The organism is Candidatus Poriferisodalis sp., from assembly GCF_965215815.1.
Classification (GTDB): Bacteria; Actinomycetota; Acidimicrobiia; order Acidimicrobiales; family Poriferisodalaceae; genus Poriferisodalis.
In genome coordinates, this window is the sequence record NZ_CBDCEO010000013.1 from 2,590,527 (window position 1) to 2,614,983 (window position 24,457).

General features: G+C 65.8%; 19 protein-coding genes and 1 tRNA gene. 14 read left to right on the plus strand and 6 right to left on the minus strand.

Annotated elements, in window-relative coordinates; genetic code table 11:
• Nucleotides 1-10: 10 nt before the first annotated feature.
• A complete protein-coding gene (locus tag ACOOHB_RS21660) occupies nucleotides 11-1,321 on the minus strand; it encodes a cytochrome P450 (RefSeq protein WP_420446853.1) in 1,311 nt (436 codons plus the stop codon).
• A gap of 67 nt (nucleotides 1,322-1,388) precedes the next feature.
• On the opposite strand from ACOOHB_RS21660, the gene ACOOHB_RS21665 reads away from it, so the two are divergent.
• Nucleotides 1,389-1,462 (plus strand) — tRNA-Val (locus ACOOHB_RS21665).
• Between the two features lie 18 nt (nucleotides 1,463-1,480).
• Here the strand turns inward: ACOOHB_RS21665 and ACOOHB_RS21670 are convergent.
• Nucleotides 1,481-2,344: an alpha/beta fold hydrolase gene (locus tag ACOOHB_RS21670; RefSeq protein ID WP_420446854.1), complete on the minus strand. Its 864-nt coding sequence runs from the start codon at nucleotides 2,342-2,344 to the stop codon at nucleotides 1,481-1,483.
• 105 nt (nucleotides 2,345-2,449) lie between these two features.
• Here ACOOHB_RS21670 and ACOOHB_RS21675 point away from each other — a divergent pair, with 105 nt between their 5' ends.
• Together ACOOHB_RS21675 and ACOOHB_RS21680 are read left to right on the plus strand one after the other, a co-directional pair.
• The gene (locus ACOOHB_RS21675) at nucleotides 2,450-2,713 is read left to right on the plus strand and encodes a hypothetical protein (protein ID WP_420446855.1); all 264 of its coding nucleotides are present in this window, start codon (nucleotides 2,450-2,452) and stop codon (nucleotides 2,711-2,713) included.
• Nucleotides 2,710-2,982 (plus strand): ribbon-helix-helix protein, CopG family, encoded by a 273-nt coding sequence (locus ACOOHB_RS21680; protein WP_420446856.1) that lies wholly within the window; start codon nucleotides 2,710-2,712, stop codon nucleotides 2,980-2,982. Before ACOOHB_RS21675 ends, ACOOHB_RS21680 begins: the two co-directional genes overlap by 4 nt.
• Nucleotides 2,983-3,023: 41 nt before the next feature.
• Here ACOOHB_RS21680 and ACOOHB_RS21685 read toward each other — a convergent pair whose 3' ends face one another.
• Nucleotides 3,024-4,748 (minus strand): thiamine pyrophosphate-requiring protein, encoded by a 1,725-nt coding sequence (locus tag ACOOHB_RS21685; RefSeq protein ID WP_420446857.1) that lies wholly within the window; start codon nucleotides 4,746-4,748, stop codon nucleotides 3,024-3,026.
• A 154-nt stretch (nucleotides 4,749-4,902) separates the two neighbouring features.
• Here ACOOHB_RS21685 and ACOOHB_RS21690 point away from each other — a divergent pair, with 154 nt between their 5' ends.
• The 8 genes from ACOOHB_RS21690 to ACOOHB_RS21725 all read left to right on the plus strand — a co-directional run bounded on the left by ACOOHB_RS21690 (nucleotide 4,903) and on the right by ACOOHB_RS21725 (nucleotide 13,872).
• Nucleotides 4,903-5,943, plus strand: coding sequence for an amidohydrolase family protein (locus ACOOHB_RS21690; protein ID WP_420446858.1), 1,041 nt, complete (start codon nucleotides 4,903-4,905; stop codon nucleotides 5,941-5,943).
• Nucleotides 5,943-6,626: a 4-carboxy-4-hydroxy-2-oxoadipate aldolase/oxaloacetate decarboxylase gene (locus tag ACOOHB_RS21695; protein ID WP_420446859.1), complete on the plus strand. Its 684-nt coding sequence runs from the start codon at nucleotides 5,943-5,945 to the stop codon at nucleotides 6,624-6,626. The genes ACOOHB_RS21690 and ACOOHB_RS21695 overlap by 1 nt, the downstream gene beginning before the upstream one ends.
• A 104-nt stretch (nucleotides 6,627-6,730) precedes the next feature.
• Nucleotides 6,731-7,558: an MBL fold metallo-hydrolase gene (locus tag ACOOHB_RS21700; protein WP_420446860.1), complete on the plus strand. Its 828-nt coding sequence runs from the start codon at nucleotides 6,731-6,733 to the stop codon at nucleotides 7,556-7,558.
• Nucleotides 7,559-7,582: 24 nt separating this feature from the next.
• On the plus strand, nucleotides 7,583-8,659 hold the full coding sequence (locus ACOOHB_RS21705; protein ID WP_420446861.1) for a 4-oxalomesaconate tautomerase: 1,077 nt from the start codon (nucleotides 7,583-7,585) through the stop codon (nucleotides 8,657-8,659).
• Nucleotides 8,659-9,537 (plus strand): amidohydrolase family protein, encoded by an 879-nt coding sequence (locus ACOOHB_RS21710; RefSeq protein WP_420446862.1) that lies wholly within the window; start codon nucleotides 8,659-8,661, stop codon nucleotides 9,535-9,537. The genes ACOOHB_RS21705 and ACOOHB_RS21710 overlap by 1 nt, the downstream gene beginning before the upstream one ends.
• A gap of 20 nt (nucleotides 9,538-9,557) precedes the next feature.
• Nucleotides 9,558-10,505, plus strand: coding sequence for a Gfo/Idh/MocA family oxidoreductase (locus ACOOHB_RS21715; RefSeq protein ID WP_420446863.1), 948 nt, complete (start codon nucleotides 9,558-9,560; stop codon nucleotides 10,503-10,505).
• A gap of 59 nt (nucleotides 10,506-10,564) precedes the next feature.
• Nucleotides 10,565-12,052 carry a circularly permuted type 2 ATP-grasp protein gene (locus tag ACOOHB_RS21720; RefSeq protein ID WP_420446864.1) on the plus strand — a complete coding sequence of 496 codons (1,488 nt, stop codon included), beginning with the start codon at nucleotides 10,565-10,567 and terminating at the stop codon, nucleotides 12,050-12,052.
• Nucleotides 12,049-13,872 carry an alpha-E domain-containing protein gene (locus ACOOHB_RS21725; RefSeq protein WP_420446865.1) on the plus strand — a complete coding sequence of 608 codons (1,824 nt, stop codon included), beginning with the start codon at nucleotides 12,049-12,051 and terminating at the stop codon, nucleotides 13,870-13,872. Before ACOOHB_RS21720 ends, ACOOHB_RS21725 begins: the two co-directional genes overlap by 4 nt.
• A 7-nt stretch (nucleotides 13,873-13,879) precedes the next feature.
• Here the strand turns inward: ACOOHB_RS21725 and ACOOHB_RS21730 are convergent, their stop codons facing one another.
• Nucleotides 13,880-15,415, minus strand: a complete 1,536-nt coding sequence (locus ACOOHB_RS21730; protein WP_420446866.1) for an acyl-CoA carboxylase subunit beta — start codon at nucleotides 15,413-15,415, stop codon at nucleotides 13,880-13,882.
• A 59-nt stretch (nucleotides 15,416-15,474) separates the two neighbouring features.
• Between ACOOHB_RS21730 and ACOOHB_RS21735 the strand changes: the two genes are divergently transcribed.
• Both ACOOHB_RS21735 and ACOOHB_RS21740 read left to right on the plus strand, forming a co-directional pair.
• The gene (locus tag ACOOHB_RS21735) at nucleotides 15,475-16,923 is read left to right on the plus strand and encodes an aminopeptidase P N-terminal domain-containing protein (protein WP_420446867.1); all 1,449 of its coding nucleotides are present in this window, start codon (nucleotides 15,475-15,477) and stop codon (nucleotides 16,921-16,923) included.
• 72 nt (nucleotides 16,924-16,995) lie between these two features.
• Nucleotides 16,996-18,312 carry an NAD(P)/FAD-dependent oxidoreductase gene (locus ACOOHB_RS21740; RefSeq protein ID WP_420446868.1) on the plus strand — a complete coding sequence of 439 codons (1,317 nt, stop codon included), beginning with the start codon at nucleotides 16,996-16,998 and terminating at the stop codon, nucleotides 18,310-18,312.
• Nucleotides 18,313-18,472: 160 nt separating this feature from the next.
• On the opposite strand, the gene ACOOHB_RS21745 is transcribed toward ACOOHB_RS21740, so the two are convergent.
• Both ACOOHB_RS21745 and ACOOHB_RS21750 read right to left on the minus strand, forming a co-directional pair.
• Nucleotides 18,473-21,973 (minus strand): cadherin domain-containing protein, encoded by a 3,501-nt coding sequence (locus ACOOHB_RS21745; RefSeq protein WP_420446869.1) that lies wholly within the window; start codon nucleotides 21,971-21,973, stop codon nucleotides 18,473-18,475.
• Nucleotides 21,974-22,188: 215 nt separating this feature from the next.
• Nucleotides 22,189-22,956 (minus strand): NUDIX hydrolase, encoded by a 768-nt coding sequence (locus ACOOHB_RS21750; RefSeq protein ID WP_420446870.1) that lies wholly within the window; start codon nucleotides 22,954-22,956, stop codon nucleotides 22,189-22,191.
• 67 nt (nucleotides 22,957-23,023) lie between these two features.
• On the opposite strand from ACOOHB_RS21750, the gene ACOOHB_RS21755 reads away from it, so the two are divergent.
• On the plus strand, nucleotides 23,024-24,379 hold the full coding sequence (locus tag ACOOHB_RS21755) for an LLM class flavin-dependent oxidoreductase (RefSeq protein WP_420446871.1): 1,356 nt from the start codon (nucleotides 23,024-23,026) through the stop codon (nucleotides 24,377-24,379).
• Nucleotides 24,380-24,457 lie beyond the last annotated feature (78 nt).

Consider the following 24,457-nt stretch of genomic DNA (forward strand, 5'->3'; position numbering starts at 1 on the left):
CTGGCTGATTTCAGTCCCAGTCGAGCCAGAGTTCCTCGGGGCCGCGGAAGGTGATGTTCGGGAAGGTCCAGTAGTCCTGTGGCGGCAGCCGCAGCGACGGCACCCGCTGGGTCAGGATCTCCAGCGCGATCCGCGCCTCCATGCGGGCCAGGTTCGCCCCCAGGCAGAAGTGAATGCCCTTGCCGAAGCTGATGTGGCGGTGAGGGTCGGGCCTGTTGAAGTCGTAGTCGTTGACATCGAAGCTGTCGGTGTCGGCGAACGCACACGGCTCGCGGTTCGCCGCTGCGAAATTCAGGAAGACCCGCGTGCCCTTCGGCAACTGCACTCCGCCAAGCTCGGTGTCGCATGTGGTCACCCGGCGCCAGGCGACCTGGCTGGAGTCGAATCGCAGGGTTTCCTCGACCGCCGTGGGAATGAGCGACGGGACCGCGCACAGAGCGTCCCACTGGCCGCGCCGTGGCAGCAGGCACCGCAGCGTGTTGCACAGCAGATTCGTGACCGGGTCGTGGCCGGCGAACGAGATCCCGTAGATGATCGACTCGACCTCTCGGTAGGCGAGGCCGGTGCCGCCTTCGGGGTCCGGGTCGGCGTCGTGGTCGTCGAGCAGTTCCGAGCAGAAGTCGTCAGTGCGATTGCGATGTCGCTCGGCCACGAATTCTCTGCAATAGCGCCAATAGGCGAGCATTCCCTCGGCCATCTGGGCCTGCTCGTCGGGTGTGGGCTTGCCCCAGGCGAACGCCTTGCGGTTCACGCACCACGACTTGAGCATCAGGTCGTCTTCGGGCGGGAATCCGATGAACCGGAACACGATCTCCGCCGGCAGCGGGAACGCCACTGCGGTCACATAGTCGGCCGGCCGTTCGCCAGCCAGCATCGCCTCGATCAACTCGGTGGCCCGCGAGCGCATGTAGTCCTCGAGCGTTCGCAGCCGACGCACCGAGAACCCGCCTCGGGTGTGGACGCGGATACGCCCATGGTCGGGCTCAGCCCGGTTCGACATGACCGCCTGAGGGTTGTAATCCGGGGCGGACAGCACTTCGGCCGCCTCCGAAGCCAGTGGGAAGATGGGGTCCTGCACATTGGATGAGGCGTAGGTGACGGGGTCCATGAACACGGCCTCGATGTCGGCCATGCGCGTCACCACCACGTGACCCATCTCGGCGGCGTAGAAGACCGGGTGGTCTTCACGCAGCTGGTTGGCGATGGGGTACGGATCGGCCAGGTACTCATCGCTGAGCGGCGACCAGCTCTCGTGCACCGGGCAGCCCGGCGGTGGGGGAGCCAAGCGATCTGGTGCGGTGTGGTACGAATCCGTGCTCACGTGGCTGCCTCTCTGTCGACCGTCGTGCGCTCGCCGGTTCCGGCAACGCCTATCATCGTCGGCCCACGGGCGATTGGCTCAGATGGTTAGAGCGCTGCCTTCACACGGCAGAGGTCACTGGTTCGAGTCCAGTATCGCCCACTCCCTTGCGCCGCTCGCTCAGCTCTGCTGGGCGAGGTGATCGAGCAGCAGCTCGGTGAATGCGCCGGGAGCCTCGTCGGTGACGAAGTGGTTGACGCCGGGCAGCTCGGCGAAGCGGTACGGACCCGTCACGTAGTCGGCGGTGTTCTCTGCGGCCATGCGACCGACAGTGGCGTCTTGGTTCCCCCACACGAACATCGTTGGAACACTGATCGCCGGCGTGTTCGCGGACTGGATGCTCGACTGGCCCATGGCCCGGTACCAGTTGACCGCCGCATCGAGTGCGTCGCGGTCGGAGAGCGTGCCCAGGTAGGCGTCGATGTCGGCCTCGGGAACGGCGGTGCGAGCCATCGCACGCCGCAGTGCTCCGGCGTTGTCAACCAGCAGCGCATCGGTTGCCTCGGGGCGCTGGAACGCCGGGTGATGGCGGGAACGATGAGGCTGATCGGGGTCGTCACGCATGGCTGCCATGAACGCCGCGGGATGGGGCCGTGAGATGACGGTCAGCGAGATGATCCGCTCGGGAAGATGCGCTGCGATGAACCACGCCAGAGCGCCTCCCCAGTCGTGCCCGACGATGTGAAATCGATCAGCGCCCAAGCTGTCGGCGATCCCCAGCGCATCGGCGACCAGCAGTTCGACGCGGTAGTTGTCGACGCCGTCGGGACGCGCGCCCGGGGAGTAGCCCCGCTGATCGGGAGCGCATGCCCGGTACCCGGCCGCCGCAAGTGCGGTCATTTCGGCACGCCAGGTGTGGCGAGTCTGAGGAAAGCCATGCAACAGCAGGACTGAGGGGCCTCCGGCCGGGCCCGCCACGTCCGCGGTGAATCGAAGTCCGTTCGCCTCGATAACTGTGTTGCGGACTGCTGTGGGATCTGCCATGGTCCTTGCCTCTTCCGCCGCCGGATTGGCGCACAGCATGCCGCAACGCTGGGGTCGAGAAATTGTCAGCAGACTCGCGAGTATTTCGTAATACGTTAAGCTGCTGTGCAATTCCACAGCTCGGCGCATAGGCACGGACTCGACGAGCAGGCGATTTTCCATGCAATACGCAATGCACTCACGGTCATTGACCTCGAACCTGGAGCAGACCCGCCGAAGGTGCTTGGGATTGGCCCAGACCCCGCGGGCAATCTCCTGGAAGTCGTCTGGCTCGAGCTCGACGACGAAGTTGAGCTGGTGATCCACGCCATGCCACTGCGGCCGTCGTTCTACGACCTACTCCCGGCTCCGAACGAGAACGACTCGTGACCGCTCGACGGACCAAGACGGGGCGAGCCCTCGCCGACGGCGAACTCGACGCGCTCGCCGATGAGGTCGAGGCGACGAACTATGACGTCGAAGCGCTGAAGATCCGTCGGCGTGGTCGACCACCCCTGGGCTCAGCGCCAGCTGATGTTGTTCCGGTGCGCATCGACCCCGAACTTCGGGACCGCGTCACGCGGGCGGCCCAATCGGCGGGAACGACGACGAGCGACATCATCCGGAAGGCGCTGCGGCACTACCTCGCCGTCACCTAGGCATCGTCCCTCAACGCGGGCAACCTCGTAGTGCCGCCGGTTTAGTGGATGGCTGCGTCGGGGTAGGACACGTGGACTGATATGAGGGCTTGACGGCCGGTGCTGCAGATCTCGATGGCTCGTTCCAGGGCCGGCCGCAGTTCGTCGGGGTCCTCGACGTGCTGGCCGTGGCCGCCGTACGCCTCGACGATCTTGGGGTAGTCCGGTGCGGGATCTAGTGCGCTGAGCGGCATACGGGCCGATCTCGCCGCTGCGCCCTCGGGATACACCGCAAGCGTCGAGCGCCGCACTGCGTTCCAGACCCGGTTGTCGGCGACCAACGTGAGCAGTCCGAGACCCTGTGAGGCAGCGGCGTGGTGGACTGCCATCGGGTTCGAGAACACGTACGAGCCGTCGCCCGTCGCCCACACCACCAGCCGATCCGGGTCGGCCAGCTTGGCGCCGAGCGCCGTTCCGCCGCCCCATCCCAGACCAGTTGAGACAGTGGGCCCGAAGAAGCTGTGAGGGCCCGTGAAAGACATGACAGCGGGTGCCAGGCCCAGCTCGTTGACGACCGCCGCATCGCTGCCGATGACCTCGCTGAGCGTGAGGCTCATGAATTCCGGAGACATCACCTGACCGCCGGGCTCGTGTCCAGCGGCAACCTCACGCTGACGTCGGGCGTCCAGATCGTCAGCCAGTGCGGTGCGCCGGGCCAGCGTGTGAGCGGCGCTTGCCAAACCGATGGCGTCGAGACCGGCGGCGATTGCGCCCAGCCCGGTCGATGCCGTCGACGTGATCGTCACGTCACTGGGAAACGACCGCACTGGTGTGCCTGCAAACAGCGGATCGGGGCCGATCTGGATCATCCGGGCGCCGTCGGGCGGCCGCATCCCGCCGGGCACCCACGGGACCATCGAGTCGAGCGTCACCACGCAATCAGACCGACTCAGCAGCTCGGCGGGGTTCTCGCCTGCGTACATCGGGTGCTCGGTGGAGATCGCCACGCTCGTCCGCCAGTACTGCACCACGGGAATGGCGAATCGCTCAGCTACCGGTCCGAGCACGTCGAACAGGTCGGGCCCTCCGCCCGAAGTGATGATCAGCGGCGCCTCAGCCTCCGCAATCAATCCCACCGCAGCCTCCACGGCGGCTGGATCGGGATGTGGTGGGGCTGGAACCTCCACGCTGTTGGGGCCGAGCGCCGTGCCCGGGGGGAGTGACTCTGCCAGCACTTCGCGGGGCAGGCTCAGGTACACGGGACCGCAGGGCTGCGCCTGAGCGATGGCCAGTGCACGGTCGACCTGGTCGACCACCTGCTCGCCCGCTCGCAGCTCGTTGTCCCACTTGACGAACTCGCGGACGATGCCCCCCTGGTCGAACATTTCTTGACCCCAATGGATCGGGGCGTTGCGGCTGCCGAGTCGCCCCTGCTCGGTAATCGGTGTCCGGCCCGAGGCGAACAGCAGCGGCACCCGACCCCTCGAGGCGTTCATCAGCCCCATCAAGGAATTCGCTACACCCACGTTGACGTGCACCATCACGCACTGGGGGCGGCCGGTCATGAGCCAGTAGCCGTGCGCCATCGATACCGCGACGGTCTCGTGGAGGACTTCCATCGTCTGCGGCATCGCCAGCGAGCCGTCGGCGTTCGCGGCCAGGGCCTCGATGATCGGTGCGAAGTCGGTGCCGGCATTGCCGAACACCCACTCCACGCCTCGGTCCGCCAGAGTCGCCAGGAAGGCCCCGGCGACGGTGCAGGGCTGGCGTGGCTGGCCGGGCGTCATGGCGTGCACAGCCTCGCAGATTCGCACCGGCTACGACCATGAGCGGCATCCCGGGGGGCCGACCTGACGGCTCGCCTACGATCTTGTCAGCGACTGAAGTCGCCCCCGGAGCGTGCTGCCGGAGCGCTGCCAGAACCGGGCCGGGGAGGCCAGGGTGATCATCGACTGCCATGGCCACTACACCACGGCCCCTCCACAACTTGGCGGGTACCGCGCCGCCCAGCGCGCCGCCTTCGATGTCGACCCGGCCCACGTCGGCGCGAAGGGTGTGCTCGACATCAGCGACGACGAGATTCGCGAGAGCATCGAGCAGAACCAGTTGCGCCTGCAACGCGAGCGTGGCTCGGACATCACCATCTTCTCGCCACGGGCCTCAGCGATGGGCCACCATGAAGGCAACGAGCACACCTCGCGCTTCTGGTCCGAGCACTGCAACGAACTCATCCGCCGGGTCTGCGATCTAATTCCTGAGAACTTCGTACCGGTCTGCCAGCTGCCTCAGTCACCCGGTGTTCCGATCGACAGCTCGGTGCGCGAGCTGCGGCGATGTGTCGAAGAGATGGGCTTCATCGGCTGCAACGTCAATCCCGATCCCTCCGGTGGTTTCTGGACCGGCCCGCCGCTGGGCGACCCTTACTGGTGGCCCCTGTGGGAAGCCATGGCAGAGCTCGACGTGCCGGGAATGATCCACGTCAGCGGCACCTGCAACCCAAACTTTCACGCCACCAGTTCGCACTATCTCGGAGCCGACACGACGGCGTTCGTCCAGATGATGATGTCCGACCTGTTCGCCGACCATCCCGACCTGAGGTTCGTGATCCCTCACGGCGGGGGAGCGGTGCCCTATCACTGGGGCCGGTTCCGAGGCATGGCCCAAGACATGGGACTGCGGCCACTCGATGAGTCGCTGCTGGGCAACGTGTTCTTCGACACCTGCGTGTATCACCAGCCCGGCATCGACGTCTTGGTGGAGGTCATCCCGCCGCAGAACATCCTGTTCGCGTCCGAGATGGTGGGGGCCGTGCGGGGCATCGACCCGACCACTGGGTTCAACTTTGACGACACGAAGCGCTACATCGACGCAGCGGATATCGGCGACGACGCCCGACGCTTGATCTTCAGGGAGAATGCCTTCCGGGTGTATCCACGCTTAGCCGGCGCGCTCCAACTCCAACGAGCAGAGCAGGAGGGCTGATGGTTGCCCGACATGTGATTGTCCGCACAATTGAGCGCGCCGACACAGAGGTCATTGCAGGCCTGGGCGCGGCCGGCACGGCCACCGTGCACGAGGCCATCGGCCGCCGCGGCTACCTGGGACCCGAGCTTCGGCCCATCGGGCAGGGCACGAAGGTTGGCGGCTCGGCCGTCACAGTGCTGTCCCATCCGGGCGACAACATGATGATCCACGCAGCCGTGGAGGTCTGCCAGCCGAGCGACATCTTGGTGGTCACCAACACAGCGCCGTCCACACACGGTATGTTCGGCGACCTGCTGGCTTCCTCGCTGATGGCTCGTGGCGTCGTTGGCCTGGTAATGGACGCCGGGGTCCGCGACACGATGGATCTGCGGGCCATGGGTTTCGCCGTATGGACCCGCCACGTGTCCTGCGAGGGCACGGTCAAGAACACCCCCGGTTCGGTCAATGTCCCTATCAGCATCGACGGCGTCATCATCAACCCGGGCGACGTCATTTGCGCCGACGACGACGGTGTCGTGGCAGTGCCACGGGCCGAGGCCGCCTGGGCACTTGACCAGTCGAACGCCCGGCTCGCCAACGAAGAGGGCAGCCGGGCTCGCCTGCAAGCGGGCGAGTTGGGGCTCGACATGTACGGGCTGCGCCAAAAACTGGCGGAACTCGGTGTGGAGTGGGTCGATTGAGTAAGCGCAGCGACGGTTCGGATGAGTTGGTCCCGCCATTTGGGCGCACGGATTGACGGTTGTGAAGCGGCACTACGGTCACGCTGGGGAGCTCGGGAGGGGTCATGACGACTGAGGTCATCATCACCGGAACGGGGTACCCGGTACCCGACCCCCGCCGTGCAAGACCGAGCCTGCTGGTGCGCCACGGCGACCTGACGCTGCTGTTCGACGCAGGCCGCTCGACGGTGCAGCGCCTCGCTGGCGCAGGCGTGTGGCTTCCCCACCTCAGCGCGGTCTTCGTGACCCACCACCACAGTGACCATCTGACCGGGCTGGCCGACGTGGCCCTGAGCCGCTGGGTCATGGCTCGTCACGACGATTTCATACCGCTGCCGATTGTGGTGCCCGAAGGGCCCGCGGTCGACTACGTGAGCGAAATGCTCCATCCGTGGCGCCATGACCTCGCCGTCCGTCGCGATCATTCCCGCCGTGCCACGACTGCAGATGTGGAGGTGATCGCATTCGATGCGCCGACGTCGCCCACTGAGGTGTGGCGGAGCGGCGATGTGGTGGTGAGCGGTGACACGCTCGTCTGCGACGAGATGGCTGCCCTGGCTGGGGGCGCAGACGTGCTCATCTATGAGGCGATGCTGTTTCCGGTGATCGAACAGGGATCGCCGATTCGACACTTCATCCTCGACTACCACGCGGACACACGGCTCATCGGGGTACAGGCAGCAGAGCTCGGAGTTCCAGCGCTGGTGCTCACCCACTTGATCCCGGCGCCGGGAATCGAGGTCGACGAACAGGATTTCACCGACGTCATTCGTGCTGGGGGCTTCACCGGCGAGCTGTTGGTGGCCGATGACCTCGACAAGGTGGTGCTTGAAGCCGGCTCGACGCCTCGTATCGAGCGGCGGGTCTCGGCTGATTCCGGCTCTGAGGCTTGAACCTTGAGCCGCAACACTCACGAGATGGCACCGGGAGGCGTGCGGTGCATGGTCATGCGGGGCGGCACGTCCAAGGGTGCCTACTTCGTGGCTGACGAGCTGCCCGAAGATCCCGATGAACGAGACTCGCTGCTAGCGCGGGTCATGGGCTCGCCCGACCCGCGCCAGATTGACGGCATCGGCGGGGCGCACCCACTGACGTCCAAGGTGGCCGTGGTGTCGCCTTCGGACGATCCCGAAGCCGACGTGGACTACCTGTTCTTGCAGGTAGTCGTGGAAGATGGCTCGGTCAGCGACCAGCAGAATTGCGGCAACTTGCTGGCGGGCGTAGGGCAGTTCGCCCTTGAGCGTGGCCTCGTCGCGACTAAGGGCACGCAGGCACAGGTCCGCATTCGCATGCTCAACAGCGATGCTGTTGCCACGGCGACGTTCCCGCTGGACAGCGGCCTGCCGAATTATGAGGGCGATACGGCGATCTCGGGAGTTCCGGGCACCTCAGCGGAGGTTCGCCTGGACTTCGCAGATACTGCCGGTTCGACATGCGGTGCACTGCTGCCGACCGGAGCGGCCGCCGACATGATCGACGGCGTCGAAGTGACCTGCGTGGACAACGGCATGCCGACCGTGGTGTTGCGGGCAGCTGATCTTGAAATCACCGGCGATGAGGCGCCGGCCGCGCTGGAGGCAAACCAGCCGTTCCGGGAACGGCTCGAGAGCATCCGTCGCCAGGCCGGCAAATTGATGAAGCTCGGAGATGTGAGCGGCACGACGGTGCCCAAGATGACGTTGGTGTCGGCCCCCCGCGCAGGTGGGAACATCTGCACGCGGACGTTCATTCCGCACCGTTGTCACGACGCCATCGGCGTGCTCGGCGCGGTCAGCGTGGCCACGGCACTGCGATTGCCCGGTGGTGCCGGTTCGGAGTTGCTGCGGCCGGGTGCCGACCCTGACCTCGTGGAAGTCGAGCACCCGACGGGCATTTTCGCCGCACGGGTGAAGATCGCCGAGGGTCCGCAGGGCCCAGTCGTGGGGCGCTCTGGGATCGTCCGCACGGCCCGCAAGCTGTTCGACGGTGTGGTGTTCCCGAGAACTGCTCAGTGATGGAACGCACGATCTCGCCGCCGCATCCTTCGCCGCACCCGCCGACGGCGTTCGCGCCTCCGCCCGGCACGACCGATGCGCACTGCCATGTCTTCGGGCCAGCGCATCGGTTCCCTTTCGCGCCCGAGGCCACCTACACCCCGCCCGATGCCGGTATCGACGACTTCGAGGTGCTGCAGGAGCGGCTGGGGCTCTCGCGGGCGGTGTTCGTGCAGGCCAGCTGCCACGGCACCGACAACGCCGCGATGGTGGACGCGCTTGTGCGGGGCAAGGGCCGCTACGCGGGCGTCGCAATGATCGACGAGTCGTTCAGCGAGGCCGACATCGGCGCACTGCACGACGCGGGCGTGCGTGGGACCCGCTTCAACTTCGTGGCCCACCTTGGTGGCGCCCCCGAACTTGAGGTCTTCTGGCGTCTCGTGAACCGGGTACAACCTTTCGGGTGGCACATCGTCTTGCACTTCGATGCGAAGGACCTGCCGAAGTACGCAGAGTTGCTCGACCGCATGCCGTGCCCGTATGTCATCGACCACATGGCCCGCATCGACGCCAACGCCGGGCTCGACCAGGAGCCATTTGGGGCCCTGCTCGAGTTGATGCGCGACGAGCGGGCTTGGGTCAAGGTGTCGGGCGCGGAGCGGCTCACCGCGGATGGCGGGCCGCCCTACGACGACGTCGTTCCCTATGCCCAGGCGCTCATTGCCGCGGCACCCGATCGCATCTTGTGGGGCACGGACTGGCCGCATCCGAACGTGCGCCACATGCCTGACGACGGCGACCTCGTCGATGTGCTCGCATCATTCGCCCCTGACGAGGGCGTTCGCCGCCAGATTCTGGTCGCCAATCCCGAGACGCTGTACGACTTCGGCTGTGGTTGAGAGTCGCCAAAAGGACTGCCGTGAAGATCATCCTTGCTGGAGAGGGAGCCATCGGACGCAGGCACATTGCGGCATTGCGTCGGATCGACGATGTTGAGGTAGTGGCTCTGTCGGGAGGCGGAGCAGAAGACACCGAGGCGTTTGCTGACGAGTTCGAGATTGACCGCTGGACCACAGATTTGTCTCAGGCCCTCACGCTCGACGCCGATGCCGTGATTCTGGCCACGCCGACGCCGCTGCACGCTGCCCAGGCCATCGAGACCATGCGGGCGGGCAAGCACGTGCTGGTCGAGATACCGATGGCCGACAATCTTGCCGACAGCGAAGGGTTGGTGCAAGTTCAGCACCAGACGGGCCTCACCGCAATGGTGTGCCACACCCGTCGCTTCAATCCCAGTCACCAGTGGATCCACGAGCGCATCGCCACTGGTGAGTTGAAGCTGCAACACCTCGTTGTCGAGACGTTCTTCTTCAGGCGCGAGAATCGAAACGCGATGGGCAAGCCCCGCACGTGGACCGATCACCTGCTGTGGCACCATTCGTGCCACACCGTCGACTTGTTCGGCTACCAGACGGGGGAGCCGATAGCTGCCGGATGGGCGCAGCAAGGCCCGCTGCACCCTGAGCTGGGCATCGCAATGGACATGACGATCGGCATGAACGTCCCGTCGGGCGCTCTGTGCACACTGTCGCTGTCGTTCAACAACAACGGACCCCTCGGCACGTTCTTTCGATATATCTGCGACAACGGCACCTACGTCGCTCGCTACGACGACCTTGTCGACGGCTACGACAATCCGGTGGATCTCTCGGGGGTGGCAGTCTCCAACGACGGCATCGAATTGCAGGACCGAGAGTTCATCTCGGCGGTGCTCGAGGGCCGCGAGCCCAACGCTTCGGTCAGCCAGTGCCTCGGGGCCATGCAAACGATCGACATGCTGGAGCAAACGCTGGCCGTCCCTGCCTAGAAGGCGGATGCGGCCGCAATTGACACAAGTCCATAGTTGGACGCGCTATCAAATGAGCCATGGCGGAGCTGCACAGACCTGATGCCGAGGCGCTCGCCTATGACGAGGCGTTCGAGCGCGATGGCACGATCAGGCCGCTGTACCAAGCGATCGTGGAGCGCTTCTCGGGCATGGACGCGGCCGAGCTGCGGCGCCGGGAACGCATCATCGAGGAGGAGTTCCGCCGCCAAGGCATCACGTTCACGGTCTACGGCGATTCAAAGGGCACCGAGCGGACCTGGCCGATGGACCTGTTCCCGCGGCTGATTGCAGCGGCTGAATGGCAGGAGATCGAGAAGGGGCTGGCCCAGCGGGTCACGGCGCTGAACCGGTTCCTTGCCGACGTCTACACCGGCGAGGGAGCGGCCATGGCCGACGGCATCGTGCCTGCCTGGCTCGTGCGGTCGTCGGCGGGGTTCGAACGCAACGCGTTCGGGATCAGCGTGCCCCACGATGCCCACTGCGTGATCGCCGGCATCGACCTCGTTCGTGACGTTGAGGGCCAGTACCGGGTGCTGGAGGACAACCTGCGCAACCCCAGCGGGATCAGCTACGTCATCGAGAACCGAGCGGCGATGACCAAGGCGTTCCCCCGCCTGTGGGAGAACCACACGGTCGAGCCAGTAGGTCAGTACGGCCGGATGCTGCGCACGGCGCTGGAGTCGGTGGCGCCCACTGGGGCCGGCGACAAGCCGCTCATCGTGATCCTGACACCGGGGATCTACAACTCCGCGTACTTCGAGCATGCGTTCCTGGCCCGTGAGATGGGCGTCGAGCTGGTGGAAGGTCCTGACCTGGTGGTGGATGAGCATGTCGTCTACCTGCGCACCATCGAGGGCTTGGTGCCGGTCGACGTGATCTACCGGCGCATTGACGATGACTTCTTGGACCCGGTTGCGTTCCGGCCCGATTCGACGCTGGGCGTGCCGGGGCTGCTCGGCGCTATCCGTGCGGGCACAGTGACGGTGTGCAATGCGGTGGGCAACGGCGTCGCCGACGACAAGGCGATCCACCCCTACGTGACTGATCTGATTCGCTACTACTTGGGCGAGGAGCCGATCCTGCCCAACGTCGAGACCTACGTGATGTGGGAGCCCGACCAGCGAGCGGCAGCGTTTGAACGCTTGGATGAACTGGTCATCAAACCGGTGGGGGAGTCGGGCGGCGACGGCATCATCATCGGGCGCAACGCCACCGACTCCGAGCTGGCGGATGCCCAGGCCGAGATCGAGCGTGACCCACGCAATTGGGTTGTGCAGAAAGTGGTGGAGCTCTCGACGCTGGCCACGATGTGCGACGACGAGCTGGAGTCGCGCCACCTTGATCTGCGGCCGTTTGTGATCACCGGCGAGCGGACGCGGGTTTTTCCCGGCGGGCTCACGCGGGTGGCGATGCGGAAGGGTTCGCTGATCGTGAATTCTTCCCAAGGGGGCGGCTCGAAGGACACGTGGGTGCTGGCGCCTGGCGCAGTGGCGAACGCATCGCTTCCGCAGGAGCCGGGCGCATGATCCTGGCGCGCCATGCCGACTCGATGCTGTGGGCGGGCCGCTACCTGGAGCGGGCAGACACCATTGCCCGGTGTGTGTGGGTGGAGGCCAACGCGGTCATGCACCGCCAGCCCACCGAGGCCCGGCTGGCGTCTCGCCGGCTGGTGCAGGCGCTCGGGCTGCAGGAGGAATTCGTGGCCGCCCGGGTCAGCACCGGGCCATACGCCGTTATGGATTTCCTGGTTTCCGATGACTCGCATCCCGGCTCGGTGGTGTCATCTGTGGGGGCCGTGCGCGAGAACCTGCGCATTGTGCGCGACCGCATTCCGGTGGAGCTGTGGGAGGAGGCCAACAGCCTGCACATCCTCATGCAGAGCGCCAAAGCGGTCAGCGCCGGAACACGGGAGCAGACCGGCGGCGAGGTGTCGAGGATGTCGGTCATCACCGCCCGGCGCGGATGCCGTTCGCTGAGCGGCGTGATGACTGAGTCGATGATGCGAGACGAGGGCTATGCCTTCATGGAGGTGGGCCGGCTGCTCGAGCGCTCGATCTTGACGGTCGAGTTGCTGAAGTCGGGCCTGGGGACCGGCGGCGACGTGTTCGACGGCAACCGGCTGCTGGCGTTCACTCATTCGCTGCAGGCGGCCCACCGCGAGATCGGCCACTCGCCGAGCTGGGCTGCGGTGGCGAGATTCCTGCTCCAGCACTCCAATCTGCCCCGATCGGTGCTGTGGTGTCTGGGGCGGGTGGAGCAGCGACTCGAGGATCTGGCGGCGGCAGCAGGTGCGGTTGCGACGCCGCGTCGCCGCGCTGGGGCACTGCGAGCGCACCTGGAATACGGCGAACTCGACGGGTCGCTGGCCGAAGAGCCCGAGACCGAGTTGGCCCAGTTGGGTACGGCGTTGGCCACGCTTGCGACTCGCGACTATTTCGGCACCACGGTGGACCATCTCGGGGTGCGTGGGCCGCACGAAGAGCTGCTGGTGGTGGCTGAGGCGTCGGTGGAGACGACGGCGATCGAGGCCACGCCTGAGCCGGTGAGCTGCGAGCGACTCAGAGATCAGCAGTTCCTCAACGAACACGTGGAGTACTTGGCGCCTTCGCAACATGTGCAGTGGGGAGACCTCATCAACGAGGTGGCCTCGTGGGCGATCGGCTCGGCTGCCGATGAGGTGCGTGAGCAGGTGCTCGCGATCATTCAGGCGGTGCCCACCGTGCTGACCTACGAACACGGCTCGACCTCGATCGGGGTGACGTTGGAGGAGTTGATCGACGGCGGTCGGGGTGTGTGCCAGGACTTTGCCCACCTGGCCGTGGGCATGTTGCGCTGCGTCGGCATCCCTGCCCGCTATGTGTCCGGCTACCTGTTCGCGCTCGACGAGACGCAGCTTGACTGGACTGGCGCCGACGAGGTTTCGGCTGTACCGGCGGGGTGGGCCGAGGAATTCGAAGCGGCAGGTTCCGCCGATGATGTGGACGGCGTATTGAGTTCAAATGAGCCAGGGCCGGCAGCGGTGTCTGTGCAGACGCACGCCTGGATCGAGGCCGTTGTGCCCGGTTCTGGCTGGTATGCGCTCGATCCCACCAATGGCGGATCGGTCGGCGAGCGCCACGTGATAATCGGTCATGGACGCGACTACAACGATGTCCCGCCGGTGCGTGGCGTCTTTCACGGCTCGGCTGACGCCGAGGTTGACGCTGAGGTGATCATCGCTCAGCCGACCGCTCCGATATCCATGGTGACCGAGCCGATCCGCCGCCGGTCCAGCGTCGCAGTCAGTTCTCCTGCCAATGTCGTTGGCCGGCAGCAGGCCACGCAACAACATCAACAGCAGCAGTAGAGCGCGGTTACCAGGGATCGATCGGGTGCTTGCGCCCGGTGCGCGGCTGTGGTGCTGGCAGGGTTGCGAGCAGCCGTGCGACCAGGTCCCGTGTGTCGGCCGGGTCGATGATGTCGTCGAGCAGGAACGCCCTGGCGAACTCCAGCCCGGTATTGCGCTCCTTCCACTCCGCGACCCGTTGCTCCCGGATCTCCCGGCGCGCTGCGTCGTCGGGTGCCGAGGAGAGTTCGTCTCGGTAGACGATGTTCACGGCCCCTTCGAGGCCCATGCCACCGAACTCGGCGGTCGGCCACCCCACGATCATGTCGGGCGCCAGCGCGTCTGAGCCCATGGCGTAGTACCCGAGCCCGTAGGCCTTGCGCAGGATCACGGTCAGGATTGGCACGTCGGCTGCGCTCAGCGCCATCAGCGTCCGAGCGCTGTGGCGCACCAGAGCAGTCGCCTCAGCTGCAGTGCCGATCATGAAGCCGGGCGTGTCGCACACGAACAACAGCGGGATGTCGTAGGCATTGCACAGTTCGACGTGGCGGGAGAACTTCGCCGAGCCCTCGGCGTCGATGGCACCTGCACCGAACATCGGGTTGTTCGCAAGCACGCCCACGACGTGCCCTTCGATGCGGCACAGCGATGTCGAAAGGCAGCGGCCGAATGTCGGCCGCAGCTCCATGACCGAGCCCTCGTCGGCCAGCGTTGCCACAATCTTTCGCACGTCGTATGCGCGCCGGGGATTTTCGGGCACCATCGTGCGCAGCGGCGTTTGGTCAGGTGCAGTCATCGTCGACGGTGCAGCAATTCCGGTGAAGTACGACAAGTACGTCCGCGCAGCGTCAAGTGCAGCAGCTTCGTCGGGGACGACGAGTTCGACGGTGCCGATTCGCTCATGCATCGACATCGGCCCGAGCTCTTCGGGCGTAAGCATCTCGCCGGTCGCCGACATCACGAGCGGGGGTCCCGACAGTCCCAGTGTCGAGTCCTTGGTGGCGATGATGACATCGGAGGTGCCGGCGATGTTGGCCTGGCCGGCGAAGCTCGGTCCCGACAGGATGGTGACGATCGGCACCAACCCCGACAGCCGCGCCAGCTGCACGAACGTGGTCACCATGCCGCCGTCGTAGTGCAACTCACTGGCACGGGCCCCGCCGCCTTCAGACCAGAAGATGATCGGCCAGCGATTCCGCTCGGCCACTTCCATCATCCGGTCCATCTTGCGGTGGTTGCGGGGACTCTGGCTGCCGCCCATCACCGTGTAGTCGTAGGTGAAGGCACACACAGAAACGCCCTCGACGAGCCCGACGCCCGTCACCAGGCCGTCCGCGGGAGCGTCGCCGAGCGAGCGACGCTGTGGCTGAGCGAGTTGCCCGTACTCGACGAACGTTCCGGGGTCGAAGAGTGCGGCGATCCGCTCGCGGGCAGTCCAGCGGCCACGAGCGTGTTGGCGAGCCACTGCGGTGGGGCGAGTTTCGTCAAGCGTGGCGTCGTGGGCGGCGAGGGCCTTGGCGAGCAGCGGCGAGATATCAGGTTCCAGTGGGGCTTCTTCGGTCACACGGCAAGAACCTAGGGATCGCGCGGGGAGGGCGCACTCGCGGCGTTAGGGTGCGCCGCGTGAAGCCTTCTGACGAAGCGCTGGCACACAGGCGGGCGCGAGTGGCCAAGCGCTGGGAGCTGACCGACGAGGTCGTGCTCCTTCGTGCGGGTGAGCCGGCGAGCTGGTCGGGCACCGATCAGCACTTCGCATTCCTGCCGCATCCCGATGTGTCCTACCTGACGGCGGTGGGTTCTCCCGGCACGACGCTGGCCTTCGACGCCGCGGCTGGGGAGTGGGAGTTGTTCGGCCCCCGCTTCAGTCCTGCACGGCTCGTGTGGGAACAGCCGCCGACGCCCGTCGGGCGGCCGCTCGACGAGCTGGAGGACTGGCTGGCGCAGCGCAGCGACCGGACCGTCATCGAATTGGGCGCTGGTGCTGCGATGCCCGAGGTGTTGCCTGCGGCCTCGAATGTCGAGGCTGAGTCCACGGAAGAGGCAACGTCCACGGATGAGGCCAAGTCCACGGAAGAGGCAACGTCAACCGGCCCGGCCGAGCAAGGCACTGCGGCGGACGATCAGTCCGACCCGTCGCCCCCCGCAACGGTGTTGCGGCTGAGCGCTGCCGTCGCGCTCGAACGCATGACCAAGGACGAAGCCGAGCTCGACGACATCCGGCGAGCCGCAGCAGCCAGCGCTGCCGGCTTTGAGTGGGTGTACCGCAACGCCGTCCCCGGCATGACCGAACGACAGATCCAGATCGGGATGGAATCCCAATTCTTCGCTGCGGGAGCGCCCCGAGTGGCCTACGACAGCATCGTGGCATCGGGTGCCCACGGCGCTTACCTGCACTATGTCTTCGCGGGCGACGACCCACTTCGCCCCGCGACCCGCGTCGTGGAGTCAGGCGACCTGCTGCTCATCGATGCTGGCGCCCAATTCGGCGGCTACGCCAGCGACGTGACCCGCACGATGGTCGTGGGCGCCGACCCGACCGATGAGCAGGAGTACCTGTGGAAGCTGGTGCTCAGCGCCCAGCAGCAGACGATCGATATGTGTCGCCCCGGCATCCAGTGGCGCGAAGTGCATATCGCCGCTGCCCGCATCTTGGGGGCTGGCCTTATCGAGATGGGGTTGCTCAAGGGCGAGGCAGCCGAGTTGGTGACCTCGGGCGCTGTGGCGCTGTTCTTCCCCCACGGGTTGGGCCACCTGCTGGGCCTGTCGGTGCACGACGCCAGCGGTTTCCCGCCGGGCCACGAGCGCAGCGACGACCCCCAATTGCGGTACCTGCGCACCGACCGGGGTCTCGAGCCCGGCATGATCACGACCGTCGAGCCCGGCCTCTACTTCATCGATGCGCTGCTGGGCGACCCGGCTCGGCGTGAGAAGTTCGCCGAGAGCGTCGTATGGGAGCGGGTCGATGAGCTGCGGGGTTTCGGCGGCATCCGCATCGAGGACGACGTGCTGGTGACCGATGGCGATCCAGAGGTGCTGACTGCTGCCATCGCCAAGCCGATCCGCATCGGCTGAAAGGGCGGGTGTGCGACGCTCGAGAGTGCCCCCGCAGTGCTACCGGATTCGTGCGACGGCAGGCAGGGCGGCGTGAGTCGGAGCGAGCAGAGCTACGACGCCATCGTCATCGGAGCGGGCGTCATCGGCACCTCGATCACCTGTGAGTTGGCACGGCGAGGCTGGCATGTGCTGGGCGTCGACCGCCATCGCGGTGCCGGTCAGGGCTCCACCAGCGCCTCGTCTGCCATCGTGAGATTCACCTACTCGACCCGGGCTGGCGTGGCCATGGCCTACGAGGGGTTGCAGTACTGGCAGCGGTGGCGCCAGCACATCGGGACCTGCGACGAGGCCGGTTTCGCCTCGTTCTCGCAGTGCGGGATGGTGACGTTGCTCAGCGACGCCGAACATCAGCTGCTGCCGGTGCCGCATTTCGATGCACTCGGCGTTCCATATGAGATCTGGGACTGTGACGAGACCGTTGCCCGGCTCGGCGGGCTCGACCTATCCCGCTTCGGTCCGCCTCGTCAGCTCGACGACCCTGACTTCTGGGCCGAGCCGACCTCGCAACTGCGGGGTGCGTTGTGGTCGCCCGAAGGCGGCTACATCGGCGACCCGCAGCTCGCGGCGCACAACCTGCGGCTGGCGGCGGAGTTAGCCGGCGCCGAATTCCGCTTTGGCGTGACGGTGACCGGAATCGCAGGCGCTGGCTGGGCCGAGGGCGTTGTGCTGGCCGACGGCACTGAAGTGCTGGCGCCGGTTGTGGTGAATGTCGCCGGACCGCACAGCAGCGCCATCAACCGGCTTGCTGGTGTCGTTGAAGACATGTCGATCAGCACGCGGCCGCTGCGCAAGGAGGTGTACCACGTGCCTCCGCCGTCGGGCGTGGACTTCGAGCATGACGGAGCGGTCATGGCCGATGTTGACTGCGGCTGCTACGTGCGGCCCGAGGTGGGTAACAACATGCTCATCGGCTCGCTCGAGCTGGACGCGACGGACTTCGAGTGGCTCGGCACCGACGAGATCGACGACTGCTCGCAGGACCTCACCCGCGAGCAGTGGGAGACCCACGTCCTGCGGTTTGCCCGCCGCATGCCCGAGCTCGGCCTGCCTCGCCAGCCGCGGGGCATCGTCGGTGTGTACGACGTGACCGACGACTGGATTCCGATCTATGACCGCACGTCGCTCGACGGCTTCTATGTGGCCATCGGCACCAGCGGCAACCAGTTCAAGAACGCCGCAGTGGCGGGTCACTGCATGGCCGAGTTGATCGGCGCGGTCGAAGCTGGACACGACCATGACGCCGACCCGGTGGTCGTGACCGGAAAGTACACCGGCTTTGACATCGACATGGGAACGTTCTCGCGCCGCCGCGAACTCCACGGTTCGTCGATGTCGGTGCTCGGCTAGTACCGAGCACGCATGTGAAGGTGCTCGGCTAGTACCGAGCACGCATGTGAAGGTGCTCGGCTAGTACCGAGCACGCATGTGAAGGTGCTCGGCTGACAGCGGGAGGCGCCGGCCCTGCACTTAATGGGGACTGCCTGTGCAGGGCCGGCGCCGAATGTGCCTAGCTAGGGCGATGTGTCGTGTAGAGATCCTCGAAATCGATGACGGACAGGTCGTAGGTGCCGATCTCGTAGCTCGATCCGGCCACCCCGATGAAGTACGTGCCTGTGCTGGGGGGCGTCCAGACCAGCCGGGTTTCGAGGTAGGAGCCGCCGCCGCTGGCGAAGACGATGCGCTGGCCCGAGGCGTCGTGGATCCACATAAAGGAGTTCCGCAGCGTGCCCACGCCGCTGCCCTCGCCGCGTATGTCGATCTGGTAGCGGCGCCCGCCTTCGAGCTCTACCTGGAACCAGTCCTTGTCACCTGCGAGGTCGATCTCGCCTCGCACTGCTGTGCCGTTCACCCAGGAGTCGTTGACGTACACAAGTCCGGTGGTTGACGTGTCCTGGGCGAGATCGCCGTGGGGCAGCGGGGTGTCCCAGACGCCCGGCGGCACGGCGCTGTAGTCCCGGACACGCAGCAGGTAGTCGCCGGTTCCGTTGTCGGAACCCACCGTGATCAGCTTGCGACCGTCGGCATCGGGGATGATCCAACGGCTGGCTTTCCAGCCCACCCGGTGCCAGCACTCGCGCGAGTTGGCCCCAGGCTGGTCAGGTGTCTCCGCCGATGCGATGCCGTGGATGCAGTTGAAGATGCCCGAGCCGTTCCGGTTCCGCATCTCGACGAAGTAGCGGTGGCCGGCCTCGACGTCGATAGCGAAGGTGTCGCGATCGCCGTGGGTGTCGACCGTGCCTTCGAACTCGTCTACGAAGTACCCGTAGTTGTTGAACTCGAGCGTCAGCTCGGTCACGCCGGGAACGTCGTCGGGCGACAGATCGATCTCGTGGATTTCGAGATGCCAGGGCAACGGGGCTGTGGCGTTGGTGAAATTCCACCAGTTCGGGTCGCCCGCCACGATGAAGTGGATGCCGGTCGCGGTGGGCCGGAAGTTGATGTAGCCAGCCGTGTTCGAGGTGCCGTAAGGGTTGCCGTCGAACGAGTGGGATCCGGTGATCAGCGAACCGTCAGATTCGCGCATGCTGCCGATGAAGATGGACGTCTCCCGGTCGGGACCGTTGAACGTGCCTTCGATGCGGTAGGCCTGCCCGGCCTCCAGGAAGACTTGCACCCAGTCGGCATCGTCCTTGCTACAGAAATCGGCCTCGACGCTGCCGCCAACCTCCATGCTGAGCGGAGTCGAGGTGTCCGCAACGGTGTCGGGATTCGTCGGGCAAAAGTCCGGTGGCGGCCAGGGAGGCCGCGGTGGATCCGGCGGGTCGGTCGTGCCGTCGTCGTCCTCGATCACAACGTCCAGTGCTTGTGCTGGCAGCGTCACCTCGGGTCTTACACCAGGACCGGGACCCACTTCGATGGAGAATGACTCGCCTTCCTCGACCAGGTCATCGTCGAGGATGGTCACCGTTGCGACACCAGACGCCTCGTAACTCCCCGACTCCTGCAGGACGAAGCTCCCGAGTTCTAGATCGATGAAGGCCGGCGGCGGTTCGAAATCAGCCGGGTTCGTCGCCGTACCTGGCGTCGCCGTGAACGCGAGTGCCTGCCCCTCGTAGTGGATCCCCCCGAGCTCATAGGTGCCTGGCGGTTGGTTGCCGTCGACCCGCACCGTGATCGGCAGCTCAACGGTGCCTGCTTCTTCAGCCACAATGAACGGGTTCTCCGTGTACAGGACCGTGACCTTCGTGTCGTCGTCGTGCATGGCCACGGTCGCGGTGTCGGGGCTTCCGATCGCGTAGGCGGTATTGCCCTGAGCATCTTCGGGCAGGACAATCGTGAACAACACTGATCCGTCGTTCTCGACGATCGAGTCATTGTTGATGTAGACGATTGCGGTCTGACTCGTGCTGCCCGCTCGAATTCTGACGACGAGCGGGTCGCCGTTTCGGTGCAGCAGCTCATTGTCGGGATCAGTGATCTCCAACTCCACCCGCAGATCGTCGTCGAGCGGGCGAGTGATGCTCAATTCGACTGAGACCGTTCTGTCACTCTCGTCAACTGACTCGGTGAGGGCGCGAATCGTGACCTCCGGACTGACTTCTTGGCGGGCCGCCACCGGCTCCGACGTTGTCGCGTCGGCGCTCTTGCCTGCGCCTTCACCGTCGGTGTAGGTCGCCGTGGCTCGCAGGTACATCCCGACGTCGTCGGGGGTCGGCATGTAGTGATCGTCGGTCTGGCCGTCGATGGGGTCGAAGCCTCCGTCCGGGGCCTCGCCCTGTGACCATTCCCATGTCATGTCATCGACGGGCCCGTCGACGTCGGACAGGGTCGCCTCGACCATCGCGCCCTCTTCGGGGGTCATCGGTGCGAGCTTCACCACGCCGGGTTCGTCCACATTGGTGACGGTCACCGTGACGTTCGTCTCGCTCGAGCCGCCGATGACGTCGGAGGCAGCGACGGCGAACGTGTACTCGGCCTGTGTCTCGAAGTCGAGCGCTCCTGTGACCCTGAGAGTGTCGGTCTCGGCGTCGATTTCGAACGGCAAGCTGTCGCCGACGACCCCGAACGTCACCTCATGACCGTCGAAGTCGGTGGCCTCAAACGAAACGCCGATCAAGGTTCCCGCCTCGATGTCTTCAGAGACCGAGATCTGCTCGGCGGTGGCAGTGAACTCGGGTGCGTTGTTGACGCCGTCGTCGTCGGCGATGACGATCGTCTTGCGGTCGGTGGGGATCACCGTGTCGCCGACGTCGAGCGGAGCCGGCAGGGGGGACTCGAAGTACAAGACGAACGTCTCACCCGGTTCGTCCTCGGTGTCGTCGATGATCTCGATCTCGATCTGGTCGCTCAGCGTGTAATCACCAGAGGCGTCCACGGTGAACGAACCGACGTCCCAGATATAGAAGTAGGACTGATAGACGAAATCCATGGTCGCATCGGCTGTCACCGAAGCTGTCGTGAGCACGAACGCCACACCCTCGTGGACCCCGTCAGCACTCTTGAAGGTCCCAGGCGGCTTGCCGTCGTGTACCCGTATGAAGAACGGAACCGTGACCGTGCCGGCGTCCTCGTTGACGTGCACGGTTGATGAATCCCAGGAAACCGTGATTGGCACGTCGTCGTCGACCAACGTCGTCACAGCTTCCGAAGGTGTGCCCACTTCGTAGTGCACTTCGCTGTCGGCCACGGTGATCGTGACGGTGCCCTCGGGCTCGACGACGAGGTCGTTCACGACGATGAAATCGAAGTCGTAGGACGGCTCGCCAGCGGGGATCGTCTCGGTGAAGGACCGCTCGATGGCGTCGGTGAACACCACTCCGGTCTGGCGGGAGCCGAGCTTCACCTCGAGATTGGTCGCCGGGGCCGGGCTGGCGTGGAGCGTGAAGCTCATGGGGCCGTCGGGTTCGTTGTGAGTGGTCGCTCCAGCCGTGATGGTGACGGTGGGGACCACCTCTTGCCGGGCTACGTTGTCGGCTGCCTCCGCGGGGGCCGAGGGAAGAAAGAGCACCAGCAGCAGAGCGCTCGCACCGGCGAGCAATCGGCTTGCCGAAGACCTCCTTGTCTTCATTTTGCAGTCCTCCTGTAATGGTTCTGTAATGAAACGTCCCACACAACGGTTTCGTTCCATGTTCAGGAGAGCTATGAATTCGGCGAAATTTCGGTAACAAATCGGCCAATTGATGGCTTATGTCACTGAATTTCCTGTTATTTGAAGCCGACGGGCGGTCCGGGACAGGACCACGGCCGACTAACGCCAAGCACTGGGTCTGATGGTCCGCTTGACTAACGCCAAGCGAACACTGGCTGCTCGAGCTCGTCGACCCGGATGTTGAGGCCGTCGTAGGCGACAGCTCGGAACTGGTAGAGCACGGCGCCGGTCGGTGCGTGGATCAGATCACCGCCGATGGGGATCTGGACGACGGGGCGGTCGCTCTCGGGGATGCTCACGAATCGCGGCGAGTCATCGCGGGTCAGCTCGCGCATCGAGACCCGGTGGACCGACGCCACCTCGGCGGGGTTCGCTACCGGATCACGGCCGTCCGACAGCCAGAACACGAAGGGGCTGATGACATAGCCAGAGCGGGTGGGGTAGTCATCGAGGCGGCCCAGCAGATCGGTGCTCGTGAGCTCCAACCCGACTTCCTCGGCGGCTTCGCGCATGGCAGCTTCGAGTGCCGTCTCGCCGTCATCGACTCGCCCACCGGGCAGCGCCCACTGGCCGCCATGGCCGCGCAGGTGCGAGCCCCGCCTCGTGAGCAGCACCGCAGCGCCCCCCGCAGTTCCCTCTACATCGCCGGTGAGCGTGGGGTCGTTCTCCGCGCCGGGGATGTCGGCGAGCATCTCGCGACGCTGCTCGGCGTTGATGCCGCCCATGACCGGATCGGCGCCATGCTGCTCGGCGTCACTGTCGAGCACGATCACCGCCACGGCTGCGTGCTTGCGCCCCTCACCGGGGTGCTGGAGCACGTCGTGACGAGCCAGGTTCGCCGTCAGCCGATCCCGGAGCGTGTCATCGTGCGCGATCTCTTCAGCCGTGGGCTCAGTCGGCATAGCCGGAGAGTCTGGCATCCCGCCGACCCGGCCCGCCGGTGAGCGGGACTCTCTACGATCGCTAGGCGTGAACGCGCAACGCCAGATTGTGTTGGTGGGCTTCCTGCAGGCGCAGAACTGCACAACGATCCCTGCGGCTTGGCGGCATCCCGAGGCTCGCCATGACGTGACCAGCTTCGATTACTACCGACACATCGGCGAAGTGCTCGAAGCAGGCCGCTTCGACCTCGGTTTCTTCGACGACCGGCTCGCGATGCCGGACATGTTCGGCGGCGACCATCGGCACACCGTCGAGGCGGGCATCCGCTGCGTCAAGCTCGACCCGGTCACGGTGCTGACGGCGATGGGCATGGCCACCAACCAGCTCGGTCTGGGAGCGACGTACTCGACGACCTACTACGAGCCCTTCCACGTGGCCCGGGTGTTTGCCACGCTCGACCACCTCACCGGCGGGCGCGCTGCGTGGAACGTAGTCACGTCGGTGAACGACAACGAAGCGCGCAACATGGGCCTGGCCCAAGCGCCGGCGCACGATGAGCGCTACGACCGCGCCGACGAGTTCATGGAGGTGGTGCACGGCCATTGGGACACCTGGGAAGCCGACGCCATCGCAGCGGACCGTTCGGCAGGGCTGTATGCGCACGGCGACCGGGTGCACCGGCTTGACCACCAGGGACGCTGGTTCTCGTCGCGGGGGCCGTTCACGGTGCCGCGGACGCCGCAAGGCCACCCGGTGGTCATCCAGGCCGGCCAGAGCGGTCGGGGCACTACCTTCGCCGCCCGCTGGGGCGAGCTGCTGTTCGTGACTCACGTGCGGCTGGATGCAGCTACCACGCACTACGCCTCGGTGAAGTCGCAGATCGAGGCCTTGGGGAGAGATCCCGACCAGGTGAAGATCACGAACCTGACGTTCCCAGTTGTGGGCCGCACGATGGCCGAGGCCGAAGACCGCCGTGCCGCCTACGACGAGCTGCCGACGCTGGTGGACGACCTGTCGCTGCTCTCGGAGGGACTGAACTTCGACTTCGCCAGCCGCGACCTGGACGAGCCGCTGTCCGGCGACGATCTCGACGCGATGACCGGCATCCAGGGCATCCGTAACCAGGTGTTGGCGATCACCGGACGGGCCAATCCCACGGTGCGCGACTTCGTGCAGGTGTCGGGGCGGGGTCGGTTGGCGCATCCCACGGTCGGAGGCCCCATGGAGCTGGCTGACTACTTCGAGGAATGGTTCACCGAACGCGCGGTGGACGGGTTCGTGATAGCCGGCACGCATATGCCGGGGGCCTTCGAGGACTTTGTCGAGCTGGTTGTGCCCGAACTGCAGCGCCGCGGCCTCTTCCGCACCGAGTACCAAGGCACCACGCTGCGGGACCACCTCGGCCTAAGTGTCCCCGAGCCAGGCGCTTGGCGCTTGGCGTAGGCGCCGCCCCGACGGCCTCGACTTTGCGCAGAAATGCGGCCACAGACAGCAGATTTGCGCAACGAACGCCGATGGCTT

Excerpts from the sequence above, each read along its gene's own strand:
- ACOOHB_RS21750 (WP_420446870.1), bottom strand. The coding sequence starts at position 22,956 with ATGCCGACTGAGCCCACGGCTGAAGAGATCGCGCACGATGACACGCTC.
- ACOOHB_RS21725 (WP_420446865.1), top strand. The coding sequence starts at position 12,049 with ATGATCCTGGCGCGCCATGCCGACTCGATGCTGTGGGCGGGCCGCTAC.
- ACOOHB_RS21685 (WP_420446857.1), bottom strand. The coding sequence starts at position 4,748 with ATGACGCCCGGCCAGCCACGCCAGCCCTGCACCGTCGCCGGGGCCTTC.
- ACOOHB_RS21705 (WP_420446861.1), top strand. The coding sequence starts at position 7,583 with ATGGCACCGGGAGGCGTGCGGTGCATGGTCATGCGGGGCGGCACGTCC.
- ACOOHB_RS21710 (WP_420446862.1), top strand. The coding sequence starts at position 8,659 with ATGGAACGCACGATCTCGCCGCCGCATCCTTCGCCGCACCCGCCGACG.
- ACOOHB_RS21720 (WP_420446864.1), top strand. The coding sequence starts at position 10,565 with ATGGCGGAGCTGCACAGACCTGATGCCGAGGCGCTCGCCTATGACGAG.
- ACOOHB_RS21695 (WP_420446859.1), top strand. The coding sequence starts at position 5,943 with ATGGTTGCCCGACATGTGATTGTCCGCACAATTGAGCGCGCCGACACA.
- ACOOHB_RS21700 (WP_420446860.1), top strand. The coding sequence starts at position 6,731 with ATGACGACTGAGGTCATCATCACCGGAACGGGGTACCCGGTACCCGAC.
- ACOOHB_RS21745 (WP_420446869.1), bottom strand. The coding sequence starts at position 21,973 with ATGAAGACAAGGAGGTCTTCGGCAAGCCGATTGCTCGCCGGTGCGAGC.
- ACOOHB_RS21670 (WP_420446854.1), bottom strand. The coding sequence starts at position 2,344 with ATGGCAGATCCCACAGCAGTCCGCAACACAGTTATCGAGGCGAACGGA.